The following is a 19,967-nucleotide window of genomic DNA, read 5'->3' as shown; positions in this document are numbered from 1 at the left end:
TTCAAGATGTACAGTGAGATACAAATGAATAAAGATCTATTAATAAAAGCTATTTGTAGATTCGGACAAGCAACACAAAAGATAAGAGCAGCACAAGCAGCAGCGGGATTAAGTGAAGCACTTTTGAAAGATGTTTCTGGCGAACCGCACAATATAGAAGAAGGAATTGCAGAACTTGAAATAAGGGTTGCCGAGTTGCGATTGATCTACAGCCAAGCCACTATAGATGGGTTTATTGAAGCGAAGATTGAAAGGTTGAAAAGGCAAATAGATAAAGATGGATTCAGGTATTAAATACAGTGAAAAAGATCTGTATTCCCTGAAGGTCAAATATAATGAGCTATTAGAAAGGAACAAAAAAGCTGAAGTATTTTTCAAGACTAATAGTGTCAGCGAGTGTATAAAATATCTGGATCTTTTCAATGATGTTACCAGGCAATTAAGCGGAATAATATTCTTTATAGAATTTTTATCTGGTGAGGAATTGAGTTACGAACAAAAGATAAATGAATTTAACGAGGTGAGGGAATGAAAGAAATAAGTGATATTAATTTACATGAAACAATTGAAACTGAATTAGGTAATAGGTTTAATAGGCAAGGTTATATAAACTGCCCTTTTCATTCAGATCATACGCCTTCATTATCGGTTAAATTCTTCCCTGATAAAAATAAGTATAGATATAAATGTTTTGCTTGTGGAGCTTCAGGGGATGCGATCGACTTCATGCAAAATTATAGAAATGTTGATTATAAAACAGCGAGGGAACTTTTAGGAATACAAGGCGAAAAAACTGAAATAGAGCTACGCTTTGATAAAATACTAAGCCGAATTGATTGGGATATTAAAAATAGTGAATATAAACTAGGGTATAAACTTTTAGGCGTATTTGAATTTGTTAACGAACAAAATGAAATTATTTATTATAAGGCTAAATTCTTAAAACCAGATGGTAAAAAAGCAAGTTCGTATTATAGATTTATGGGCGATAAGATAATTAATAATAGGGATGGGATAATTGATGTTCCTTACAACCTTTACAATGTACTACAAGGCATTAAGAATGGAAAAACAATAATATTTGTTGAAGGCGAAAAGGATGCAAATACAATTAATAAATTGCTTAGAAGAAAAAATTATGTAGCCACATCAATAAAAGGGTGCAAGGATCTTTCAAAAATCAAAGAGCAAAGGATCAAAGCAGTTTATGTTATTGGTGATACTGGCCAGGCTGGTGAAATTTATGTTGAAAAAATAAGAATTGAGTTTCAGGAGATCAGCGATAGTTTTAAAATGATTAAATTGTCAGATCTTAGAGCTTTGGGCAATAACAAAGATGTTACCGATTGGATCGAAGTGGGCCACAACCTAGAAGATCTATTTGCAGCATTTCACAGGGCATCAAACCTCAATAATAAATATGATTTTTATTGTGAGTTTGGCAAAACATACATAAACATAATTAAAAATGAGGAAGTAAAGAAAATTCCAGTAAGTAATTTTAAGGTTATAGATGGAAAGATCCTTCATTATGTTGAAGATGATGCCGAAGGGGTGAAGATCACCTTCAGGAGTGCAAATGGTAAGACAATCGAAAAGAGTGGCTTTAGCACCGTTTTTGATGATGTAAGGTCCTTTAAGAATTTCATGGGCAGTATGGATCTAACTTTTTATGGCAGCATGGCCATATTGAATGATTATAAAGCTTGGATTAATAACAATTATTTAGTTGATACAGAAGAAATATATTCAGGTGATAGGTTTATTGAGTTAAAAGATGAATTATCATTTGTGACAGGAGTGGGAGCAATGAAAAAAGATAATAAAATAGATGTTTCTATATATGCAGAGGATAGCAAAATTAACATAATGGATATTGAGCCTATAAAGGCAGATAGTTTGAAGGGCCTGAAAGATGCCTTACTTGGGTATTTATCTTTTGATAAAGCAGCAGCCATTTTGGGCACAATAGTTAATAATTTAGCAGTATATCAGAATATTAAGACAGGGCGAAAGCTGCATCACTTATTAATCGTTGGGGAGTCTGGGTCTGGAAAAAGTACAATTCTTGAAAAAGTTATAGCACCTATTTTGAATTATCCAGAAGATAACAAAAAAACTATGGGAAGTTCAAGTTTTGCAATGCTAAAAGATCTATGCACTGGCAATTATCCAGCCTTGTATGATGAATTTAAACCATCAATGATGAATAAGAACAAATTAAATGAAATATCCCAAACCCTAAGAGATCTTTATGATCGTGGGGTAAGAGAAAAGGGAAACAAGCTGCAAAAGCTTTATAAATATGAGTATCAAAGGCCAATAATAATGGCTGGTGAAGAATCATACCCAAACGCTGAAAAGGCCCTTGTAACTAGATCATGTATAGTCTATGTTTCAAAGGCAGCCAGAACAAATGAAAATACCGAAGCTATTAGATATTTAATGGACCACGAAAAGGAATTAAATTCTCTAGGCAGATCAATTATAGCAGCAATTTTGGACCTATCAAGCGAAGAATATGAACAAATGCAGCAAGTCGCAGCAGCCAAGTTCACAGACCTAAAGGACAGGCCGCAAAGCACCGCTTGTAATATATCAGTTGGAATTGAGATATTTAATAAGGTTTTAATTAAAAATGGTATTGATCCTATTATTGATTATGTGGACCAGATCACAGAATTAATCAAAGCCGAAGTATTAGGGAATAAAGATGATGCCTATTCAATAGTAGAACAGATGTTATCACTATTTGATGAAATGGCGGGCCTTGGAAAAGTCCCATATATTGAGGGAATGATAAGGCATGAAGGGGAGTTCTTATATATGTATACAACAGAACTTGTTGCAAAGGTTATGGAGTATGCGAACAACTCAAATGCGGTGGACATAACACCAATTAAAGTAAATGACTTTAAGAAACAAGCCAGACTGTCAGGTTATATTGTTCAAGATCCTGAAGAATTGAAAGACTATGAGGAAGGCCAAAAAGAGCCAGCATATAATAAAACTTTTAAGATCCAAAAGAAATCACTAAGAATGGACAGATATAGTATAAAGAAATTAACTGAATTAGGTTTATTGGTTATTCCTAACGTTGATTCTTTTGAAGGTACTGAAAGTCAGGAAAGGGCAAAATTAACGCTAGTGCCTAACGAGCCAAAAAACGTGGATGATATTGGCAGCTGGCTATAAATAAAAGGTTGCAAAAAATAAGCAAGGTTACACAAATTTTTAAGTGTGTAACCCAACTTGTAACCGCAAAGAATAAGGCTATTACTTGCATTAAGCACTATATATATATATAAGTTACAGAAGTTACAGAAAAAATAATATATATATTATAAGGAAATATAGTAAATAAGCTTATTTTTATAAAAGTAGAGTGTATATATATTTTTGTGTAACCCATCAGAGCGAATATAGCTTAAAGCATTGATATAACTTAAATCCAGCGGTTACAGTTTTAAAAAGTGAATTTGTAACCTGATAAACAAAGGAGTAATAAAATAATGGATCACCTATTTAAGAAAACGGAAAGAGCCTTGTATGAATATAAGAATATAGATCTAAGAATCAAAAGCATAGATATTTATATAGAAAGATTAAGTAATGATGTTGCAGTTGCTGGGGTATCATATGAAGAAAAGACAGGACCTACCAACGCTTTTAATTCATCAGTTGAAAATGAAGTGATCCGAAGGGATGAACATATAAGCGAAGAATTAAAAAGGCTGAAGCAATCAAAGCAAGATCTTATTATATTGCAGCAGCTCATAAACAATGGGATTGAATCATTGAAGGAAGAAGAATTAAAGATAGTTGAATTAAGATACTTTCAAAAGGGAAGGAAAAAGACATGGATAGAGATTGGAATGAGTTTGGGCATGGATAAAGATAATTGCTGCAAAGCTAAGAATAAAATAATAAATCATTTAGCAGCTTACATATATCCCAATGAATCAATTTCACACCAGTTTTTCACCAATATTTAAACAGTTTTTCGCCAATAATTCACCAATAAGCCAACAGTTTTCCATGAGGAAATGATGTTATTATTGTATTATAGCAAAAGGCAATGAGCTTGGAAGATAGCTCAACATAAGCATCTAAGGTTTGCATATTTTTATTTTCATTTATTATGCACCTCCTTTCAGATATAGAGTTAATAAATTTTTTGGTTTACGGTTTACATTAAGCCTTAGATGTTTATGTTGGGTTATCACAATTGCTGAATCTAAACAAATGATAAGAGGACTATGAAAAAGAATAGAAAGAACAATTGATAAAACTATTTAAAGTTAGATCTTAACAAAAATATATTGAGGCACAATATATAAACAAAATGATAAGGTATCATCAACTAACTTTATGCAGCAGCATCAATTGGTTAAGTAGTATTCATATAGCCATTAAGTAACTAATGAGGATAGAATGAAGCAAGTAAATAAGTTTTATAAAGATCCTAAGTGGATAGCCAAGAGATCAAGGATATTGAAGCGTGACGAATATCGGTGCAAAGAATGTTTAAGGTATGGTAGGAGTGTCGCAGCGGCTACAGTACACCACGTAATTCCTTTGGATCAAAGGCCAGATCTAAAATTAAATAGTGATAACCTTATTAGTTTATGTAACAAATGTCATGATAAAATGCATGATAGAACGAACAATCAATTGACAAAGTCAGGGGAAGATTGGGTAGTTAGGATCAATAGGCATAAATAATATAATTTATAAAATATAGTAATGATGTTATAATAATGTAAAAACAATAATGGGGGGATATGTAGTGAAAAAATTAAAATTAACAAAAGTAATGGCTAGTACATTAATAGTAGCGTCAATATTAGCATTAAATCCAATAGGTGCAAGTGCAGAATGGAGACAGGATTCTACAGGTTGGTGGTATGCTGAAGGTAGTTCATATTGTAAAGGTTGGAAGGAAATTGATGGAGGTTGGTACTATTTTAACTCTGAAGGATATATGGATCATGATAAAATTGTTGATGGCTATTATCTAAATAATAAGGGTGTTTGGAGTAATGGTGGAGTAGAACTTAAAAGTTATGCGGAGATTTTACAAAGTAAACAATTAATGAGAAAGTATAATATTCAATGCGATAATCCTCTTACATTATTTAATAATGTTATAGATATAGATCAAGATGGAACTTTTGAAATGATTATAACACATGGAAATTCTATGGGAAGTTTAACAATATCAATATTTACATATAAAGACGGGAATATTCAAGTAGAACATATACCGTTTGGTCATGGATGGTATGTTGGATATAATAGTGATAGAAAAGAATTTATAATAAATGCACAAACTCAAGGAAACATATGGGGTGCAGGATATAAATTAGAAAATAATAAATGCATAAAGGTAGATTCTTGGGACTGCCATAATAATGGTTTAGGTGAGTCATATAAATTAAACGGAACTAATATATCGCAAGATGAATTTGATGAATTTATTGCAAAATTTAATTAATTTCAATAAGGAATAAATAAGTAATTAGAGCAAGAAAATATAATATGATAATTTAGGAAGATGAATCTAGTATTAAGAAGCATCTTCTTTTTATTTATGCTAATTTATATAATTGTAATACAATATTACAATAGTTAAAAAGCTGTTCCCCCACCTTTGAGATAAAATAGTTAACCGATAAGGAACCGAGGGAGATAACCTTTTCCAATAGATCGACTACCCAAAAACTTTTTTTAGGAGGTGAGAGGATGCCAGAAAATAAAGCAGAAATGATGGCCCAAGTGGTGGAAGATATGAAAGTTTTAGGAGTATACAAAAAGCAATATAGCAGCCTTATAGGCATATATGTTGATCTTAATATTCAATATGAAGTTGCATTAAAGGAATTTGAAGATAGCGGCTATCAATATGAAACAGAAACCGCAGCTGGCGGGACCAAAAAGTCTGCAATTGTGGCAACGCTTGAATCACTAAGAAAAGATATTCTTGCATATTCTGATAGACTTTGTTTAAATCCAAAAGCCTTGGGATCTGTTACACCTGAAGGAAATCAAAAGTCAAAACTTGCAGCGGTACTCCAGGAGCTACAATGATCCAATATACAAACTATAATTTAGTAATGGAATATGCCAACAGTATTGTTGAAAAAAGAAAGATAGCTTGTAAAGAACAAATACAAGCTTGTAACAGATTTTTAAATGATTTAAAAAATCCAGCTTATGAATTTAATCCAAAGGATGCTGAATTTGTAATCGGAATAATAGAAAAAACCTTTGTTCATGCACAAGGTGAGAAACTAGATGGAACGCCTTTAAGGGGCACACCATTTTTATTAGAACCATTTCATAAATTCCAGGTGTATAACTTATTAGGTTTTTACCATAAAGGTACTAAGATAAGGCGCTTCAAAGAAGCGTTTATTTTTATACCTAGAAAGAATATTAAGACTTCATTTGCAGCGGCGTTGGCGTGGGCCTTGGGCCTACTAGAGCGAAAAAGTGGAAGTAAGGTATATATTACCGCAGCAGCTTTGAAACAATCCCTTGAAAGTTTCAATTTTATTAATTTTAATCTTGAAGCTATGGGAGAAAAGCAAAACTTCAGAGTTATTGACAATAATCAGGAACATTCAATACAAGGGGATCTTGGGGATGGCGGCATTTTTATTCAAGCACTTGCAGCAAACCCAGATCGTCAGGATAGTTTGAATTGTAATATTGCCATTGCGGATGAAATACACGCATATAAAACACCGAAGCAATACAACATCATAAAGGAAGCTATGAAGGCATATACAAATAAGTTAATGATAGGCATAACGACCGCTGGTGACAATATGAATTCTTTTTGTTACCAGCGGTTAATGTATTGCAAAAAGGTACTTGATGGAACTGTAAAGGATGAAGCATACTTTATTTTCATTTGTAAAGCGGATGAAGACGAAACAGGCGAGGTTGATTATACTAATCCGATCCAGCATGAAAAAGCAAACCCAGCATATGGGGTAAGCATCAGGCCAGATGATATTTTAAATGATGCGTTGCAAGCTCAAAATGATCCGCAGCAGCGAAAAGATTTTCTGGCGAAGTCAATGAACATTTATACAAGTGCCATGAAAGCTTATTTCAATTTAGATGAGTTTAGAAATTCGGACAATAAGTATGAATGGACCTTAAAACAACTTGCAAAGCTACCTATTACTTGGTATGGCGGGGCCGATTTATCCAAGTTGCATGATTTAACTGCCACCGCTTTATATGGAGAATACCAGGGCATTGATATTATTATTCCCCACGCCTGGTTCCCAATCGTTGCAGCTCACAAAAAAGCGGATGAAGATGGAATACCACTTTTTGGCTGGAAGGATGATGGCTGGCTGGATATGTGCAATAATCCAGTTGTTAATTATGCTGATATTGTAAATTGGTTTGTAAAAATGCGAAAGATGGGATTTAAGATAAAACAAGTTGGCCATGATAGAAAGTTTTGTAGAGAGTATTTTGTTGGGATGAAAAAAGCTGGTTTTAATATCATAGATCAGCCGCAGTATTTTTATAAAAAGTCTGAAGGATTTAGAAGGATCGAAGCAAAGGCAAAGGAAGGAAAATTATATTACCTTCATGCCGATCCATTTGAGTATTGTTTACAAAATGTAAGAGCAATCGAAAAAACAGATGATATGATCCAGTATGAAAAAGTTATGCCAGAGCAGCGAATTGATGTTTTTGATGCAGCGGTTTTCGCTTGTGTCAGAAAATTAGAAGATATTGAAAAATCAAATTCCGCTTCAACTTGGTTGAAAGGTTAGGAGTATTAATGAACATAAGATTATTAAATATAGAAGTTATTTGTAATGAGGAAACTTTGACCAATGGTATTGATACAGAAAGTGTATATTCTGTTTTTCGTTTCGAGGGGTATAAGGTTAAATTTACTCTTAATAATCTAATAGAATGTAGTATTTTCATAGGGGCAGATAAAGAAATGGAGCTTGAAGAAATTAAAAAATATATATCACGCGTGATTCAGGAAAAGTCTTGTAATTAGGACTTTTTTTATTTTGCTTGAAAGGTGGTGAGAGATTGGCAAAAAGTAATAAAAAGAAAATGAATAGGAGATCCGAAGGGGATGCGATAAGCTGGTTTTTATCTAATGATTCAGAATCTTTGAGCGTTCCAGGCTATACAAGGTTGTCAGACAATCCAGAGGTCCGAATGGCTGCCCACAAGATCGCGGATCTTATTTCTAGTATGACAATTCATTTAATGCAAAATACAGATAATGGGGATATAAGGGTAAAAAATGCTTTATCCAGAAAGATTGATATAAGCCCTTATTCATTAATGACACGAAAAACATGGGTTTACAACATTGTTCATTCAATGCTATTGGCGGGCAATGGAAATAGTGTTGTATATCCAAAAGTGGATAACGGTCTAATATCTGAATTGATTCCCTTGAAGCCTTCAGGTGTTTCATTCCAAGATACACCAGCAGCCTATCAGGTGCGTTATGGATCTAACACTTACGATTATGATGAAGTATTGCATTTCATTGTAAATCCAGATCCAGAAAGGCCATATTTGGGCCAGGGGTACAAGGTTGTATTAAAAGATATTGTTATGAACTTGAAACAAGCTGCAAAGACTAAAAATTCTTTTATGAGTGATAAGTGGAAACCATCACTAATAATTGCAGTTGATGCAATGACAGAAGAACTAGCAAGCGAAGCGGGAAGGGATGCAATATTAAACAAATATATTGATGAAACAGGGGGCGGGAAACCTTGGGTTATTCCAGCTGACTTGGTAAAGATAGATCAAGTAAAGCCATTGAGCTTAAATGATCTGGCCTTAAATGATGCAATTCAATTAGATAAAAAAACGGTGGCGGGTATTTTCTAAAATGGTTCCTATGTCAAGGACATTTTGAAAAAGGCTAGGCAGCTATGAGCTGGTTTCTGTATTGTACAGGAGCCAGCTTTTTAAGTCCCCACTGATATCTATAATTATTATAATACTCCATATAGTTATCAATTGAAGCTTCTAATTCTTCAAATGTTGAACAACTTTTTAAGTCAATTTCATCTTTCATATGACCAAAAAATGATTCCTGCGGGGCATTATCCCAACAATTTCCGCGCCTAGACATAGACTGACCAATTTTATATTTTTTAAGAAGTTTTTGAAATCTAGGACTAGTATAATGAACTCCTTGATCCGAATGAATAAAGGCATCTTTATTTAGTAAATTTTTGTGATTTTTCATCAACTTTTTAATAGTTTCGGTAGCTATATCTAATGTAAGGCTATTGGAAAGCTGATATGAAAGAATTTCATTTGTTGAAGCATCTTTAATAGTTGACAAATAAGCCCTATTGGATGCTCCATATGTTAAATAAGTTATATCTGTTAATAAAACTTTTCCGACCAAATCTTGCTTGAATTCTCTATTTAAAATATTAGGTACAACAGTATGCTCATGAGTAGCTTTCATCATTCTACGATAAGGGTTAGCTTTTCTAATTGGGCACTCAATATTATATTTTCTCATGATTCGTTGTATACATTTTCGATTTATTATAAGATTAAATTCATTCTCTAACACCATTTTTATAGAACGAGAACCTTTCTTGTAGCCCCTATGATTAAATGCTTTAAGAATGATATCCTTCAATTCTAAATCCTTTTCTTCTCTACGATTACGTTTGCCTGTTGATTTTAAATAATTATAATAGCCTGATCTAGATACTAAAGCTACTTCGCATAAATGTGAAACCATATTTTTATAGTTATATGTCAAAATTATATGTTGTATTATTACAAAGATTGATGATGCACTTAGTTTACTATTTTTCACCTGCCTTTCTTGCAGCTCGATTTTTTTTAATAGTTCTGCCTCAGCTTTCCAATAAGCAATTTCTGCATCCTTTTTGGCTATTATTTCTTCAACGGTTAGTTCACGTTTAAGTGGACGACCACTGTTTAATTTTCTAGAATCTCTTAGACCAAGCTCTCCTGATTCATTATAAGCATTACGCCATCTTTTACTTGCACACCAAATTCTATTATTTCCAATAACATCTATATCAAATTCAGCATCTTGAAAAATATGAATAGGTAGTTTTCCCTTGCTACGCTCAGCGATAAACAATATTTTAAATTCATCTGTATATGTAATTCCACGTTTACTTACAGATTTAACATATCTATTTTTTGATAAACTTTTAATTTCTTCATCTGAAAATAATTTTTTACTCATTCTTTTCACAACCTTACTATATTTCTTCTTATCTTTTATTGTACAAAAAAAGAACCTATTGAAATAGTCTTTTTTTAGTGTCTATTTCATAGGTTCCATTTTAATTCGGAGTACCAGCCTTTTTTTTTGGGCGTAGGTGCGTACAACAAAGAAGAATATAACAACTTCATTAATGCAACGATCCTACCAATGGCCAAGGGTATCGAACAAGAGTTAACAAGGAAACTTTTATATAGTCCAGATCTATATTTTAAATTCAATGCGCGGAGTCTTTATTCATACGATATGAGCGAACTGGCAGCGGTTGGCGGTGATATGTATGTTAGAGGTTTAATGCTTGGAAATGAGGTTAGAGATTGGCTAGGAATGTCACCATTAGAAGGACTTGACGAAAGAGTGATCCTTGAAAACTATATTCCAGCTGGAATGATAGGGGATCAAAAGAAATTGCAAGGAGGTGATGAATAATTGAGTAGAATTGAAAGACAAACAAGGAGCATGAGCATAGCGCTTGAAACCAGAGATAACGCTGATAGTAATGAAATGTATATTGAAGGTTATTTCATTGTTTTTAATCAGCCAACAGAGTTATGGCTGGGAGCATATGAAGAAATAGCACCAACCGCACTTAATAACACTTTATCAAATGATATAAGAGCTTTGATAAACCATGATACGCGCCTTGTATTGGGCCGAAACAAGTCAGGTACTTTGGAATTAAAAGTAGATTCGAGGGGCCTATGGGGAAGGATCAGGATTAATCCAAACGATTCTGAAGCGGTCAATGTGTATGAGCGTGTGAAGCGTGGTGATGTAAGTCAATGTAGTTTTGGTTTTAATATCATATCTGAAGAAACAGAGTGGCGGGATGATGGGAGCGTCAAATGGACCATTACTGAAGTGGATCTCCACGAAGTTAGCGTTGTTACGTTTCCAGCCTATGAAGAAACAGGGGTACAAGCTAGGCACAAAAGCGTTGAAGCTTATAGAGAAAAGCAGATTTTACAAAAGAAAAATAATTTAAAAGTGAGGTTAAAAAATTATGGCATTAAAGAAGCTAATAACAGCTAAAAAGATAGAACAAAGGAAAGCTAGTCTAGCTGAATTGCAGCAAAGAGAAGCAGAATTAAACACAAGGACCGCAGAGCTTGAAGCAGCAGTTGAAGAAGCCAAAACGGATGAAGATATTGCATTAGTTGAAGAAAATATATCTCAATTAGATGCAGATAAAGCAAGTCTTGAAGGCGAAAAAACGACTTTAGAAACTGAAATTGCAGATCTTGAAGGGGAGCTTGAAAAATTAAATTCAAAAGATCCAGTAAATGAACCAGCACCAGCAGCAGATCCAACACCAGCACCAGAAGCAATTGAAAGAAATAAAAACCTAGGGGGAGAACAAAGGATGGCATCAAACAAATTTACTAAAAGAGGACAAGTAATAGAAAGGTTAAACAGAGAAGAAGTAAGAAGTTTCTATTCTAATTTAAAGCAAGCAATAGAACAAAGAAGCATAACTGGCCTTGATCTTACAATACCACAAATATTATTAGATACAATTACAGACGATCTTGGAAGATATTCAGTATTATATGATCTTGTTAGAGTTGCAAAATTAACTGGAAAGGGTAGAGCAATAATAGCTGGTGAAGCACCTGAAGCAGTATGGACAGAAATGGTCGGAAAGATTAATGAATTAAGCTGCCTTTTCACAGATGTTGAGGTTGATGGTTATAAAATAGGAGGATTCATTCCGCTTGATAACTCATACATAGAGGATTCTATGATTAATTTAGCTTCACACGTTGAGGATTGCTTAAAAGAATCAATTGCAATCGCACTTGATAAAGCTATATTATATGGTACTGGAACTAAAATGCCAATGGGTATTATCCCAGCGATAAACGCAAACGCAGGTATTAAAGCAACTAATATTATTACATTAACAACTACAAATACAAAATTTGAAAAAATAATTGAAGCTATGAAGAACATAAAAAGAGGTAGAAGGGGCAGAGGTCCGATAACAATAGTTATGAATGAATCAACATGGCTAGGAACAATTGTACCAATGTCATTGGCTAGTAATGCGGCTGGGGCATTTGTAACAGTAAGCAACCAAGCCTTCCCAGGTGTAGGGTACAAAGTTGTATTTAGTGAAGAAATGGCAGACGATAACATTTTAGTTGGAGATTTTACAAAGTATCTTTTAGCAGAAAGATCGGACATAAAAGGGGCAAGTTCAACAGAATTTTTATTCACAGACGATAAGACAGTATTTAAAGCTACTGGCAGATATGATGGTAAGCCAGTAAGGGAATCCGCTTTCGTTTTAATTGGTTTAGGTGGGACAGCTCCAACGCTTTCAGCATCATTCAAGCCAGATGAAGCCAACAAAGTTGTTACACCATAGTAATTGAAATTTAAGGAGGTGTAATGGATGAATATTGAATTGATCCTCCAATTGGTAAAAGAAGAATTGGGCATCAAGTCTGGTATTAGAGATAATTATATTACTGCAATTATAAAAGGAATAACAAAAGAGTTAGAAGATGAAAAAGGTTTGATTTTAGAATATGAGAACTTTTATCATCTTTTATTTATTGTTGATTATGTTGCTTGGTCCTACAGGAATAAGGATCACGCAGCTATGCCAAGGCATTTGCAATATAGATTACACAATTTAATTATTCATGTTGGAAGGGGTTAGATCATGGCGTATGATTACGAACTAACTTTGATTAAGCATACTTTTAAAAAAGATGAATTAATGAATTAAATTCCTGAAGAAATAAAAACGGATCTATATTGTGATTTAAAAAGCATAGGAAGAAATGAATATTATAATGCAGCAAGCCAGGGCCTAAAGCCAGAGATAATATTTGTAATTCATAAATATGAATACAATGGAGAAAGAGAAGTTTTGTTTGAAGAAAATAGATATAAAGTGATTCGTACTTATTCAGCAGATTTTGAAGAAATAGAGCTAACGTGTGAAAAGGTGGTTTAAATGTCTAAGATAGAAGGATTGGCCAAAGAAATTGCAGCAGCCTTAGCAGCATATTCAAGCGAAGTAACTGAAGGGTTAGAAGTAGCCAAGCAGCAAGCCGCAAATAATACAGCAAAGATCCTGAAAATTACAAGTCCCAAAAATACAGGAGCTTATGCAAAAGGGTGGACAGTTTCAAAAGAAGGCACGAGATTAATTGTTCATAATAGAACAAATTATCAATTAACCCATCTACTAGAAAAAGGCCATGCCAAAGTAAATGGGGGTAGAGTTGCGGCAAAGGTACATATAAAACCAGCCGAAGATCAAGCAATTGAAGAATATATAAGCGGAGTGGAAAGGGTGATCCGTAAATGATAATAACTGAATTAATAGAGATATTACAAGAAACTGGCTACCCAGTTTTTTATTCACATTTCAATGTCACAGATGATAACCCAGCGCCAGAACCGCCATTTATGACATACATTTATGGCCCTTCAGCTCATATGTATGCAGATAATAAAGTCTATAAAGAGATATATAACATTCAAATTGAATTATATACAAAGATCAAAGATCTTCAGGCAGAAAAAAAGCTTGAAGATCTTTTTAATTCTAATGAAATTCCTTATTCATCTGAAGGTGAGGTTTTCATTGAAACAGAGAACATTTATCAAAAAATATACGAAGTGAGGTTAACATAATATGGATAATAAAGTTACTTATGGATTAACAAATGTGCATTACGCAACTTTTTCGGTTGTTAATGGCGTTATAACTTATGATACACCGATTGCACTAGAAGGTGGAATTGAATTGGCCCTAGATCCTAGAGGGGATATGACCGAATTTTATGCGGATAATGTTTTATACTATTCTGCATCAAATAACCAGGGGTACGATGGGACCTTGACCCTTGCAAATATTCCAGAGCAATTTTTAATTGATGCGCTTGGGGAAGTTAAAGACGAAAAAGATGCAGTTTTAACAGAAAGATCAAATTTAGTGGGCAAGCCTTTTGCGCTATTATTTGAGTTTGATGGTGATGTAAAGGCAACAAGACACGTTCTATATAATTGTACTGCATCAAGACCAAAAGTTGGATCTAGTACAAAGGCAGATAAAGCAGATCCAAACACAAGTGAGTTAACTTTTGTTGCAGCTCCAAGAGCAACAGATCTTGCGGTTAAAACAAAGACAACTACAATGACACCAGCAGAGATCTATAATGGCTGGTATTCAAAAGTATATGAAAAAGTAGCAGCTTAAAGGGGTGGCGTAATTGGAAAAGACAATAACAATTGATAATAAAGAAGTCACTTTTAAATCAACAGCAGCAACACCGCTTAGATTTAAAGCGCAATTCCATAAAGATTATTTTGCAGAAATAATCAAATTGAATAGATTAAATAAGTTTAAAGATGCGAAAGACAATTTTGAAATGTTAGAAAATGCAGATTTTGAAATATTTTATAACATTATATGGGTGTTAGCAAAGACCGCTGATAATTCAATTCCAGATCCTATCACCTGGCTGGATGGTTTTGACGAATTTCCATTATTTCAAATAATCCCAGAGATTCAAGATTTGATTGCTTCAAGTATTCAAAGTAAAAAAAAATAGAAAATGATAATTCAGCAGATGATTCGGTTTTAACGACTGAATCATTTGTTATTTTATGCAGAAAATGCGATCTCCAGCGTGAAGATCTTGAAATTATGACCATTGGTATGTGCTTTGATTACATTGAAGAATTTATTGAAATGAACAACCCAAACAGAAGTAAAACAAGAGCAGCAAACCAGGCCGACTTTGATAATTTTTAGAAAGTGAGGTGAGAAGATGGCAGATAGTAGAATTAAAGGAATTACTATTGAATTGGATGGGGAAACCACAGGACTCCAAAAGTCATTGTCAGATGTTACAAAGCAAAGTATTGATATTCAAAAAGAGCTGAAAGATGTTGAAAGGCTATTAAAATTCGATCCAGGAAACACAGCAGCATTGGCCCAAAAGCAAGAATTATTGGCCAAACAAATAGAAAACACAAGCCAAAAGTTGAAAGCTTTGAAAGAAGCTGAAAGCCAAGTCGAAGCGCAATTTGCTAAAGGGGATATAGGCGAAGCACAATACAGAGCATTCCAAAGAGAAATAGAGTTCACAGAAACGTCATTAAATAAGTTTAAAGCATCTTACAAGGATGCTATGAACCCGCCTTCAGGTGGTGATTTAAAAAAGCCTATCAAGGATCTGGAAGAAGAAGTTGAAAAAAGCAAAGGTTTATTCGCTAACATGGGTGAATATATCAAGCGCGGTTTTGGAATGGCCATTGGTGGGGATATATGGGACAAGCTAAAAGAAGGTATAAGCGGAGTCATAACATTTGGTGGAGATTGGCAAAAGTCTTTAAATGGATTGCAAGCTCAAACAGGCGCAACCAATGAAGAAATGGCAAAGTTTAATGACCAGATCGAAGCGGTTTATAATAATAATTTTGGCGAAAGCATTGAAGATGCCGCTGAAAGTTTTTCAAGCGTAAGACAGTATATGCAAGGCACAGGAGAGGATCTGCAAGGGGTAACACAAAATGCCATTGCATTTAGAGATACCTTTGGGGTGGAAGTCCCTGAAAGTATGCGTTCAGTTCAGGCGCTAATGAAACAATTTGGGATCACATCTGAAGAAGCTTTTAATTTATTAGCACAAGGGCAGCAAGAGAATTTAAACTATAGTGATGAATTGTTAGATAGTGTAAATGAATATTCGGTCCAATTTGGAAAGCTTGGTTTAGATGCTAACGATATGCTTGATGTTTTTGAAGCTGGAGCGCAAAATGGGGCCTTTAATTTAGACAAAGTAGGGGATGCAGTAAAAGAATTATCAATCAGGGTTATTGATGGATCTGATACCACAGCAGATGGATTCAGTAAACTTGGCCTTAATGCAGATGAAATGGCCAAAAAATTTGGTGCGGGTGGAGAAACTGCAAGAGCAGCCTTTTTCCAGATCATTGAAGGTCTTAGGAAAATGGATGATCCAGTAAAACAAAGTGCCGCTGGGGTTGATCTTTTTGGAACTCAATGGGAAGATCTAGGCCCAAAAGTAATTACAAACCTTGATAGTATGCAGACCATGTTTGATAAGACAACCGATTCAATGAATCAAATTAACCAAGTTAAATATAATACACCTATCGAAGCGCTGCAAGGATTAGGCAGACAGATTGAAACAAGCATACTATTGCCTATATCAAAGGAGCTTATGCCAAGCTTGAATGATGCAGCAGATCAAATGGCAGACGCTTTTTCCGAGTCCAATCTAAAAGCTGGGATAGAAGCATTGTCACAAGGATTGGGGGAATTAATAAAAAACATAGCTGATATGGCCACAAATGCGCTGCCAACATTGTTGGATGGTCTGGGTTGGATAATGGATAATTCTAGTTTAATAGCCGCTGGAATCGTTGGGATAGGAACAGCTATGCAAGTTTTCGCAGCAACGAGCGTCATTAATGATCTGGTGCTGGGATTCCAGAGCGCAAAAGAAGCTGAAGAAGCTTTGACAGTTACTCAATATCTTTTAAATACCGCCATGGAAGCAAATGTTATAGGTTTAATAGTTGCGGCAATAGTTGGATTAGTTGCAGCTATAGTTTACTTGTGGAATACAAATGAAGGTTTTAGAAATGCAATAATTGGAGCATGGGAGGCAATAAGCACCACCGCAATTTCTGTATTTAATGGAATAATAACTTTCTTTACAGACACAATTCCAACCGCTTTTAGTGGATTTGCTTTGTTTTTTACAACTACAGTACCGCAAACCTTTCAGGATGGATGGACCAAAGTAACTGACTTTTTCACAAAAAGTATACCAGCTTGGTTAGATTCCATGGGGCAATGGTTCGCCCAATTGCCACATAAGATAGCTTTTGGATTAGGTGAAGCGGTAGGAGCCATATTTAAATGGGGATCAGATGTAATTAATTATTTAACTATAAATGTACCTCAATGGATCGATTCAGTTGGTCAATGGTTTAGCGCACTACCTGGAAATATAATGACCTGGTTAACTAATACAATTACTAATATTGAATCATGGGGAAGTAATATGCTAAGCGAAGCGACAGCAGCCGCAAGCAATACATATAATTCTGTTATTAATTGGTTCACTCAATTACCTGGCAGCGTTGAAAATTGGTTAACTAATACAGTTGCTAACGTTACTACATGGGGAAGTAATATGCTTACAGAAGCTACCCAAGGGGCACAAGATACTTTTAATGGAATCGTTGATACCTTTGAAAACTTACCAGAAAGAATGCTTGACATTGGTAAAAATATAGTTGATGGCCTTAGAAATGGAATTAAAACCGCCTGGGATGATATGAGCGGATGGATGGGCGGCCTTGTGGATGATTTTGTGGCGGGTATAAAACATTCATTAGATATTCATTCACCATCAAGGGTTATGAAACAAATAGGGATATATACTGGCCAAGGGTTTGAGATTGGTATTGCATCAACAGTTGGGAACATTGCTAAACAAGCAAAGGCCCTAGCAGCAGCGATCCCAGCAGTTGATTCAGGAAATGCGAATTTTGCAATATCAGGCAGCCGCCAAGTAGCCAGCAGCGGAATTAGTCAAATTGTAAATATCTATAGTCCATCAGCATTAAGTCCAGCTGAAACCGCAAAGCAGAACAAAAGAGCGTTGCAAGAACTAGCATTTGGATTGTAAGGAGGAAAAGAAGTGAAAAAATTAACTTATGTTAACAAATTAGGCCAAAGAATTGATTTTAATGAGTTCGCACCGCTTTTGCTGCTTGGTTTTTCAGAAAAAGGGAAAGTAAATATTTATACTAATAAAGGCATGAATCAGGATGGATCAACTTACTTAGGCAATACGATTGAATCAAATGACAAGACAATTGAAATTGCAATAATTGCTGATAATGAAACGGATCTAATAGATTATAGAAATAAGATCAATAAAGTATTTAACCCGCGACTAGGTGAAGGATATTTGATCTATAAAGATCCAGTAAAAGAAGTTAAAACTAAATGTATAATTGATTCACTTCCATACTTTACAAGTGTTAATGGCACAGTTAATAAATGTCTTATAAGTTGTACCGCAAGCAACCCTTTCTGGATGAATATAGCAGAATCACAAGCTGAAATTGCCTTATGGAAAGGTGATTTCGGTTTTGATTTTGAAATACCAGAGGAAACAGGCGTTGAAATAGGGCACAGAGAGCCATCATTGATCGTTGATGTATTTAATGATGGTGATGTTGATTGTGGTATTAGGGCCGAATTTAGAGCGCTGGCAACGGTTGTAAACCCATCAATATTGAATGTTAATACACAAGAATTTATAAAGATCAATAGGACCATGCAAGCAGGTGAAGTTATTGTTTTAAATACTAGCTTCGGCAACAAAAAGCTTGAAAGCGTTATAGGTGGAGTTTCTACAAACATATTTAATTATATTGATTTTCAAAGTACATTTTTACAATTGGCTACAGGTGATAATTTATTCAGGTATGATGCAGAACAATTCATTGATAACCTGGAAGTTACAATATATTACACACCACAATATTTGGGGGTGTAAGTATGGAGTTGCTTATATTTGATAGGAATTTAACCTTTAAAGGCATAGTTGAAGGTTTTATATCATTTAGATATGTTAGAAAGTATTTTGAAGCTGGAGAGTTTGAGCTGCATTGTGGCCTAACTCCTGAAATTCTTTCGTTATTGAAAAGGGAAAATATTATATATATCAAAGGAGATCCAGAAGCCGCGTACATTGAATATGTGAATTTAAAACAAGATGAAGAAGGCAAAGAGATCATTATTGCAAAGGGTTATTTTTTGACTGGCTATTTAAATAGGCGAATTATTTGGGGTACTGAAATAATAAACGATACAACAGAAAATGCCATGCGGCAGCTAGTAGACCACAATTGTATAAACCCAATGGATCTATCAAGAATAATAAATAATTTAACACTTGGCAGCTTAAAGGGATTCAATGAATCGGTCAATTATCAAGTATCATATTCAAACTTGGCTGAAGAAATTAAGAACCTAAGTAATATATCTGATTTAGGCCATAGGATCAAGTTTGATCCAGTTAATAAAGATTTGATCTTTGAAGTATACAAGGGCCAAGATCGAAGCATAAGCCAGAATGTAAACCCAAGGATCATATTCAGCAAAGAATTTGAAAATGTGCTAAGTCAAGAATTTACAGATAGTTTGAATAACTATAAAAATTTGGTTCTAATTGGCGGGATCGGTGAAGGTCCTGAAAGGAAACTTGCCACCGTTGGAAATTCAGCGGGCCTGGATAGATTTGAAATATTTGCAGATCAAAAGAGCTTAACCAATGTTGATAAAGATAATAATGTTTTGAGCGAACAAGCTTACCATGATTTATTGATCGAAAAGGGAAATGAAGCGCTTGCAGCAACAAAAGAAGTTCTGACTTTTGATAGCACTATTAATGTTAATTCAAATTTAGCATATAAAAAAGATTTTAACCTTGGCGATATTGTTACGTGTGTTTCTAAAAGGTGGAATTTAGTTATAAACGCAAGGATCACAGAAGTTGAAGAAGTATATGAACAAAATGGACAAACTATTAATATAATTTTTGGTAATAATGTACCAACTTTAATTGATAAACTAAAGCAGAAAATGAGGGGATAA

23 protein-coding genes are annotated in these 19,967 nt (G+C 34.4%); 22 read left to right on the top strand and 1 reads right to left on the bottom strand.

All coding sequences use genetic code 11. From position 1 onward, the window contains the following. Nucleotides 1-6: 6 nt before the first annotated feature. From KEC93_RS25445 to KEC93_RS25400, 10 genes are all read left to right on the top strand, one after another. Complete coding sequence (locus KEC93_RS25445; protein WP_077869361.1) at nucleotides 7-294, top strand: nucleoside triphosphate pyrophosphohydrolase family protein; 288 nt, start codon at nucleotides 7-9, stop codon at nucleotides 292-294. Continuing rightward, entirely contained in the window at nucleotides 278-532 is a 255-nt protein-coding gene (locus tag KEC93_RS25440) for a hypothetical protein (RefSeq protein ID WP_077869360.1), read from the top strand. The genes KEC93_RS25445 and KEC93_RS25440 overlap by 17 nt, the downstream gene beginning before the upstream one ends. Beyond that, nucleotides 529-3,195, top strand: coding sequence for a CHC2 zinc finger domain-containing protein (locus KEC93_RS25435; RefSeq protein WP_077869359.1), 2,667 nt, complete (start codon nucleotides 529-531; stop codon nucleotides 3,193-3,195). Before KEC93_RS25440 ends, KEC93_RS25435 begins: the two co-directional genes overlap by 4 nt. A 317-nt stretch (nucleotides 3,196-3,512) precedes the next feature. After that, nucleotides 3,513-3,995 (top strand): DUF722 domain-containing protein, encoded by a 483-nt coding sequence (locus KEC93_RS25430; RefSeq protein ID WP_077869358.1) that lies wholly within the window; start codon nucleotides 3,513-3,515, stop codon nucleotides 3,993-3,995. Nucleotides 3,996-4,434: 439 nt separating this feature from the next. Next, a complete protein-coding gene (locus KEC93_RS25425; protein WP_077869357.1) occupies nucleotides 4,435-4,725 on the top strand; it encodes an HNH endonuclease in 291 nt (96 codons plus the stop codon). Between the two features lie 64 nt (nucleotides 4,726-4,789). Beyond that, nucleotides 4,790-5,497: a hypothetical protein gene (locus tag KEC93_RS25420; RefSeq protein WP_077869356.1), complete on the top strand. Its 708-nt coding sequence runs from the start codon at nucleotides 4,790-4,792 to the stop codon at nucleotides 5,495-5,497. 248 nt (nucleotides 5,498-5,745) lie between these two features. Next, complete coding sequence (locus tag KEC93_RS25415; RefSeq protein WP_077869355.1) at nucleotides 5,746-6,090, top strand: P27 family phage terminase small subunit; 345 nt, start codon at nucleotides 5,746-5,748, stop codon at nucleotides 6,088-6,090. After that, nucleotides 6,087-7,805 (top strand): terminase large subunit, encoded by a 1,719-nt coding sequence (locus KEC93_RS25410; protein ID WP_077869354.1) that lies wholly within the window; start codon nucleotides 6,087-6,089, stop codon nucleotides 7,803-7,805. Before KEC93_RS25415 ends, KEC93_RS25410 begins: the two co-directional genes overlap by 4 nt. An 8-nt stretch (nucleotides 7,806-7,813) precedes the next feature. After that, on the top strand, nucleotides 7,814-8,044 hold the full coding sequence (locus KEC93_RS25405) for a hypothetical protein (RefSeq protein WP_077869353.1): 231 nt from the start codon (nucleotides 7,814-7,816) through the stop codon (nucleotides 8,042-8,044). 59 nt (nucleotides 8,045-8,103) lie between these two features. Further along, on the top strand, nucleotides 8,104-8,901 hold the full coding sequence (locus KEC93_RS25400) for a phage portal protein (RefSeq protein ID WP_077869385.1): 798 nt from the start codon (nucleotides 8,104-8,106) through the stop codon (nucleotides 8,899-8,901). Nucleotides 8,902-8,935: 34 nt separating this feature from the next. Here the strand turns inward: KEC93_RS25400 and KEC93_RS25395 are convergent, their stop codons facing one another. Beyond that, a complete protein-coding gene (locus KEC93_RS25395; protein WP_077870076.1) occupies nucleotides 8,936-10,258 on the bottom strand; it encodes an IS3 family transposase in 1,323 nt (440 codons plus the stop codon). Between the two features lie 126 nt (nucleotides 10,259-10,384). Between KEC93_RS25395 and KEC93_RS25390 the strand changes: the two genes are divergently transcribed. From KEC93_RS25390 to KEC93_RS25335, 12 genes are all read left to right on the top strand, one after another. After that, the gene (locus tag KEC93_RS25390) at nucleotides 10,385-10,726 is read left to right on the top strand and encodes a phage portal protein (RefSeq protein WP_238893304.1); all 342 of its coding nucleotides are present in this window, start codon (nucleotides 10,385-10,387) and stop codon (nucleotides 10,724-10,726) included. After that, nucleotides 10,727-11,329, top strand: coding sequence for an HK97 family phage prohead protease (locus tag KEC93_RS25385; protein WP_077869607.1), 603 nt, complete (start codon nucleotides 10,727-10,729; stop codon nucleotides 11,327-11,329). After that, complete coding sequence (locus tag KEC93_RS25380; protein ID WP_077869608.1) at nucleotides 11,301-12,668, top strand: phage major capsid protein; 1,368 nt, start codon at nucleotides 11,301-11,303, stop codon at nucleotides 12,666-12,668. The genes KEC93_RS25385 and KEC93_RS25380 overlap by 29 nt, the downstream gene beginning before the upstream one ends. 27 nt (nucleotides 12,669-12,695) lie before the next feature. Next, a complete protein-coding gene (locus tag KEC93_RS25375; protein ID WP_077869609.1) occupies nucleotides 12,696-12,965 on the top strand; it encodes a hypothetical protein in 270 nt (89 codons plus the stop codon). Between the two features lie 69 nt (nucleotides 12,966-13,034). After that, nucleotides 13,035-13,265 carry a phage head closure protein gene (locus tag KEC93_RS26950; RefSeq protein WP_207652962.1) on the top strand — a complete coding sequence of 77 codons (231 nt, stop codon included), beginning with the start codon at nucleotides 13,035-13,037 and terminating at the stop codon, nucleotides 13,263-13,265. Then, entirely contained in the window at nucleotides 13,266-13,622 is a 357-nt protein-coding gene (locus KEC93_RS25365) for a hypothetical protein (protein WP_077869610.1), read from the top strand. Beyond that, nucleotides 13,619-13,951, top strand: coding sequence for a hypothetical protein (locus tag KEC93_RS25360; protein ID WP_077869611.1), 333 nt, complete (start codon nucleotides 13,619-13,621; stop codon nucleotides 13,949-13,951). The genes KEC93_RS25365 and KEC93_RS25360 overlap by 4 nt, the downstream gene beginning before the upstream one ends. Nucleotide 13,952: 1 nt before the next feature. Continuing rightward, entirely contained in the window at nucleotides 13,953-14,516 is a 564-nt protein-coding gene (locus tag KEC93_RS25355) for a major tail protein (protein ID WP_077869612.1), read from the top strand. Nucleotides 14,517-14,529: 13 nt separating this feature from the next. Further along, nucleotides 14,530-14,871 (top strand): hypothetical protein, encoded by a 342-nt coding sequence (locus KEC93_RS25350; protein ID WP_077869613.1) that lies wholly within the window; start codon nucleotides 14,530-14,532, stop codon nucleotides 14,869-14,871. Between the two features lie 582 nt (nucleotides 14,872-15,453). After that, entirely contained in the window at nucleotides 15,454-17,988 is a 2,535-nt protein-coding gene (locus KEC93_RS25345; RefSeq protein ID WP_172462766.1) for a phage tail tape measure protein, read from the top strand. Nucleotides 17,989-18,000: 12 nt separating this feature from the next. Then, a complete protein-coding gene (locus KEC93_RS25340) occupies nucleotides 18,001-18,867 on the top strand; it encodes a phage tail family protein (RefSeq protein ID WP_077869615.1) in 867 nt (288 codons plus the stop codon). Nucleotides 18,868-18,869: 2 nt separating this feature from the next. Next, the gene (locus tag KEC93_RS25335; RefSeq protein WP_077869616.1) at nucleotides 18,870-19,967 is read left to right on the top strand and encodes a siphovirus ReqiPepy6 Gp37-like family protein; all 1,098 of its coding nucleotides are present in this window, start codon (nucleotides 18,870-18,872) and stop codon (nucleotides 19,965-19,967) included.

Source organism: Clostridium beijerinckii, assembly GCF_018223745.1.
Lineage (GTDB): Bacteria > Bacillota > Clostridia > Clostridiales > Clostridiaceae > Clostridium > Clostridium beijerinckii.
Note: the sequence above shows the minus strand (reverse complement) of the source record. Positions and strands in the feature narration are given on the sequence as shown.

What these genes read in the sequence shown, in the direction of transcription:
- KEC93_RS25400 (WP_077869385.1), top strand. Translation starts at nt 8,104, where the DNA reads ATGAATAGGAGATCCGAAGGGGATGCGATAAGCTGGTTTTTATCTAAT.
- KEC93_RS25375 (WP_077869609.1), top strand. Translation starts at nt 12,696, where the DNA reads ATGAATATTGAATTGATCCTCCAATTGGTAAAAGAAGAATTGGGCATC.
- KEC93_RS25365 (WP_077869610.1), top strand. Translation starts at nt 13,266, where the DNA reads ATGTCTAAGATAGAAGGATTGGCCAAAGAAATTGCAGCAGCCTTAGCA.
- KEC93_RS25345 (WP_172462766.1), top strand. Translation starts at nt 15,454, where the DNA reads ATGAACCCGCCTTCAGGTGGTGATTTAAAAAAGCCTATCAAGGATCTG.
- KEC93_RS25405 (WP_077869353.1), top strand. Translation starts at nt 7,814, where the DNA reads ATGAACATAAGATTATTAAATATAGAAGTTATTTGTAATGAGGAAACT.
- KEC93_RS25355 (WP_077869612.1), top strand. Translation starts at nt 13,953, where the DNA reads ATGGATAATAAAGTTACTTATGGATTAACAAATGTGCATTACGCAACT.
- KEC93_RS25440 (WP_077869360.1), top strand. Translation starts at nt 278, where the DNA reads ATGGATTCAGGTATTAAATACAGTGAAAAAGATCTGTATTCCCTGAAG.
- KEC93_RS25380 (WP_077869608.1), top strand. Translation starts at nt 11,301, where the DNA reads ATGGCATTAAAGAAGCTAATAACAGCTAAAAAGATAGAACAAAGGAAA.
- KEC93_RS25445 (WP_077869361.1), top strand. Translation starts at nt 7, where the DNA reads ATGTACAGTGAGATACAAATGAATAAAGATCTATTAATAAAAGCTATT.
- KEC93_RS25430 (WP_077869358.1), top strand. Translation starts at nt 3,513, where the DNA reads ATGGATCACCTATTTAAGAAAACGGAAAGAGCCTTGTATGAATATAAG.
- KEC93_RS25395 (WP_077870076.1), bottom strand. Translation starts at nt 10,258, where the DNA reads ATGAGTAAAAAATTATTTTCAGATGAAGAAATTAAAAGTTTATCAAAA.
- KEC93_RS25435 (WP_077869359.1), top strand. Translation starts at nt 529, where the DNA reads ATGAAAGAAATAAGTGATATTAATTTACATGAAACAATTGAAACTGAA.
- KEC93_RS25360 (WP_077869611.1), top strand. Translation starts at nt 13,619, where the DNA reads ATGATAATAACTGAATTAATAGAGATATTACAAGAAACTGGCTACCCA.
- KEC93_RS25425 (WP_077869357.1), top strand. Translation starts at nt 4,435, where the DNA reads ATGAAGCAAGTAAATAAGTTTTATAAAGATCCTAAGTGGATAGCCAAG.
- KEC93_RS25410 (WP_077869354.1), top strand. Translation starts at nt 6,087, where the DNA reads ATGATCCAATATACAAACTATAATTTAGTAATGGAATATGCCAACAGT.
- KEC93_RS25415 (WP_077869355.1), top strand. Translation starts at nt 5,746, where the DNA reads ATGCCAGAAAATAAAGCAGAAATGATGGCCCAAGTGGTGGAAGATATG.
- KEC93_RS25335 (WP_077869616.1), top strand. Translation starts at nt 18,870, where the DNA reads ATGGAGTTGCTTATATTTGATAGGAATTTAACCTTTAAAGGCATAGTT.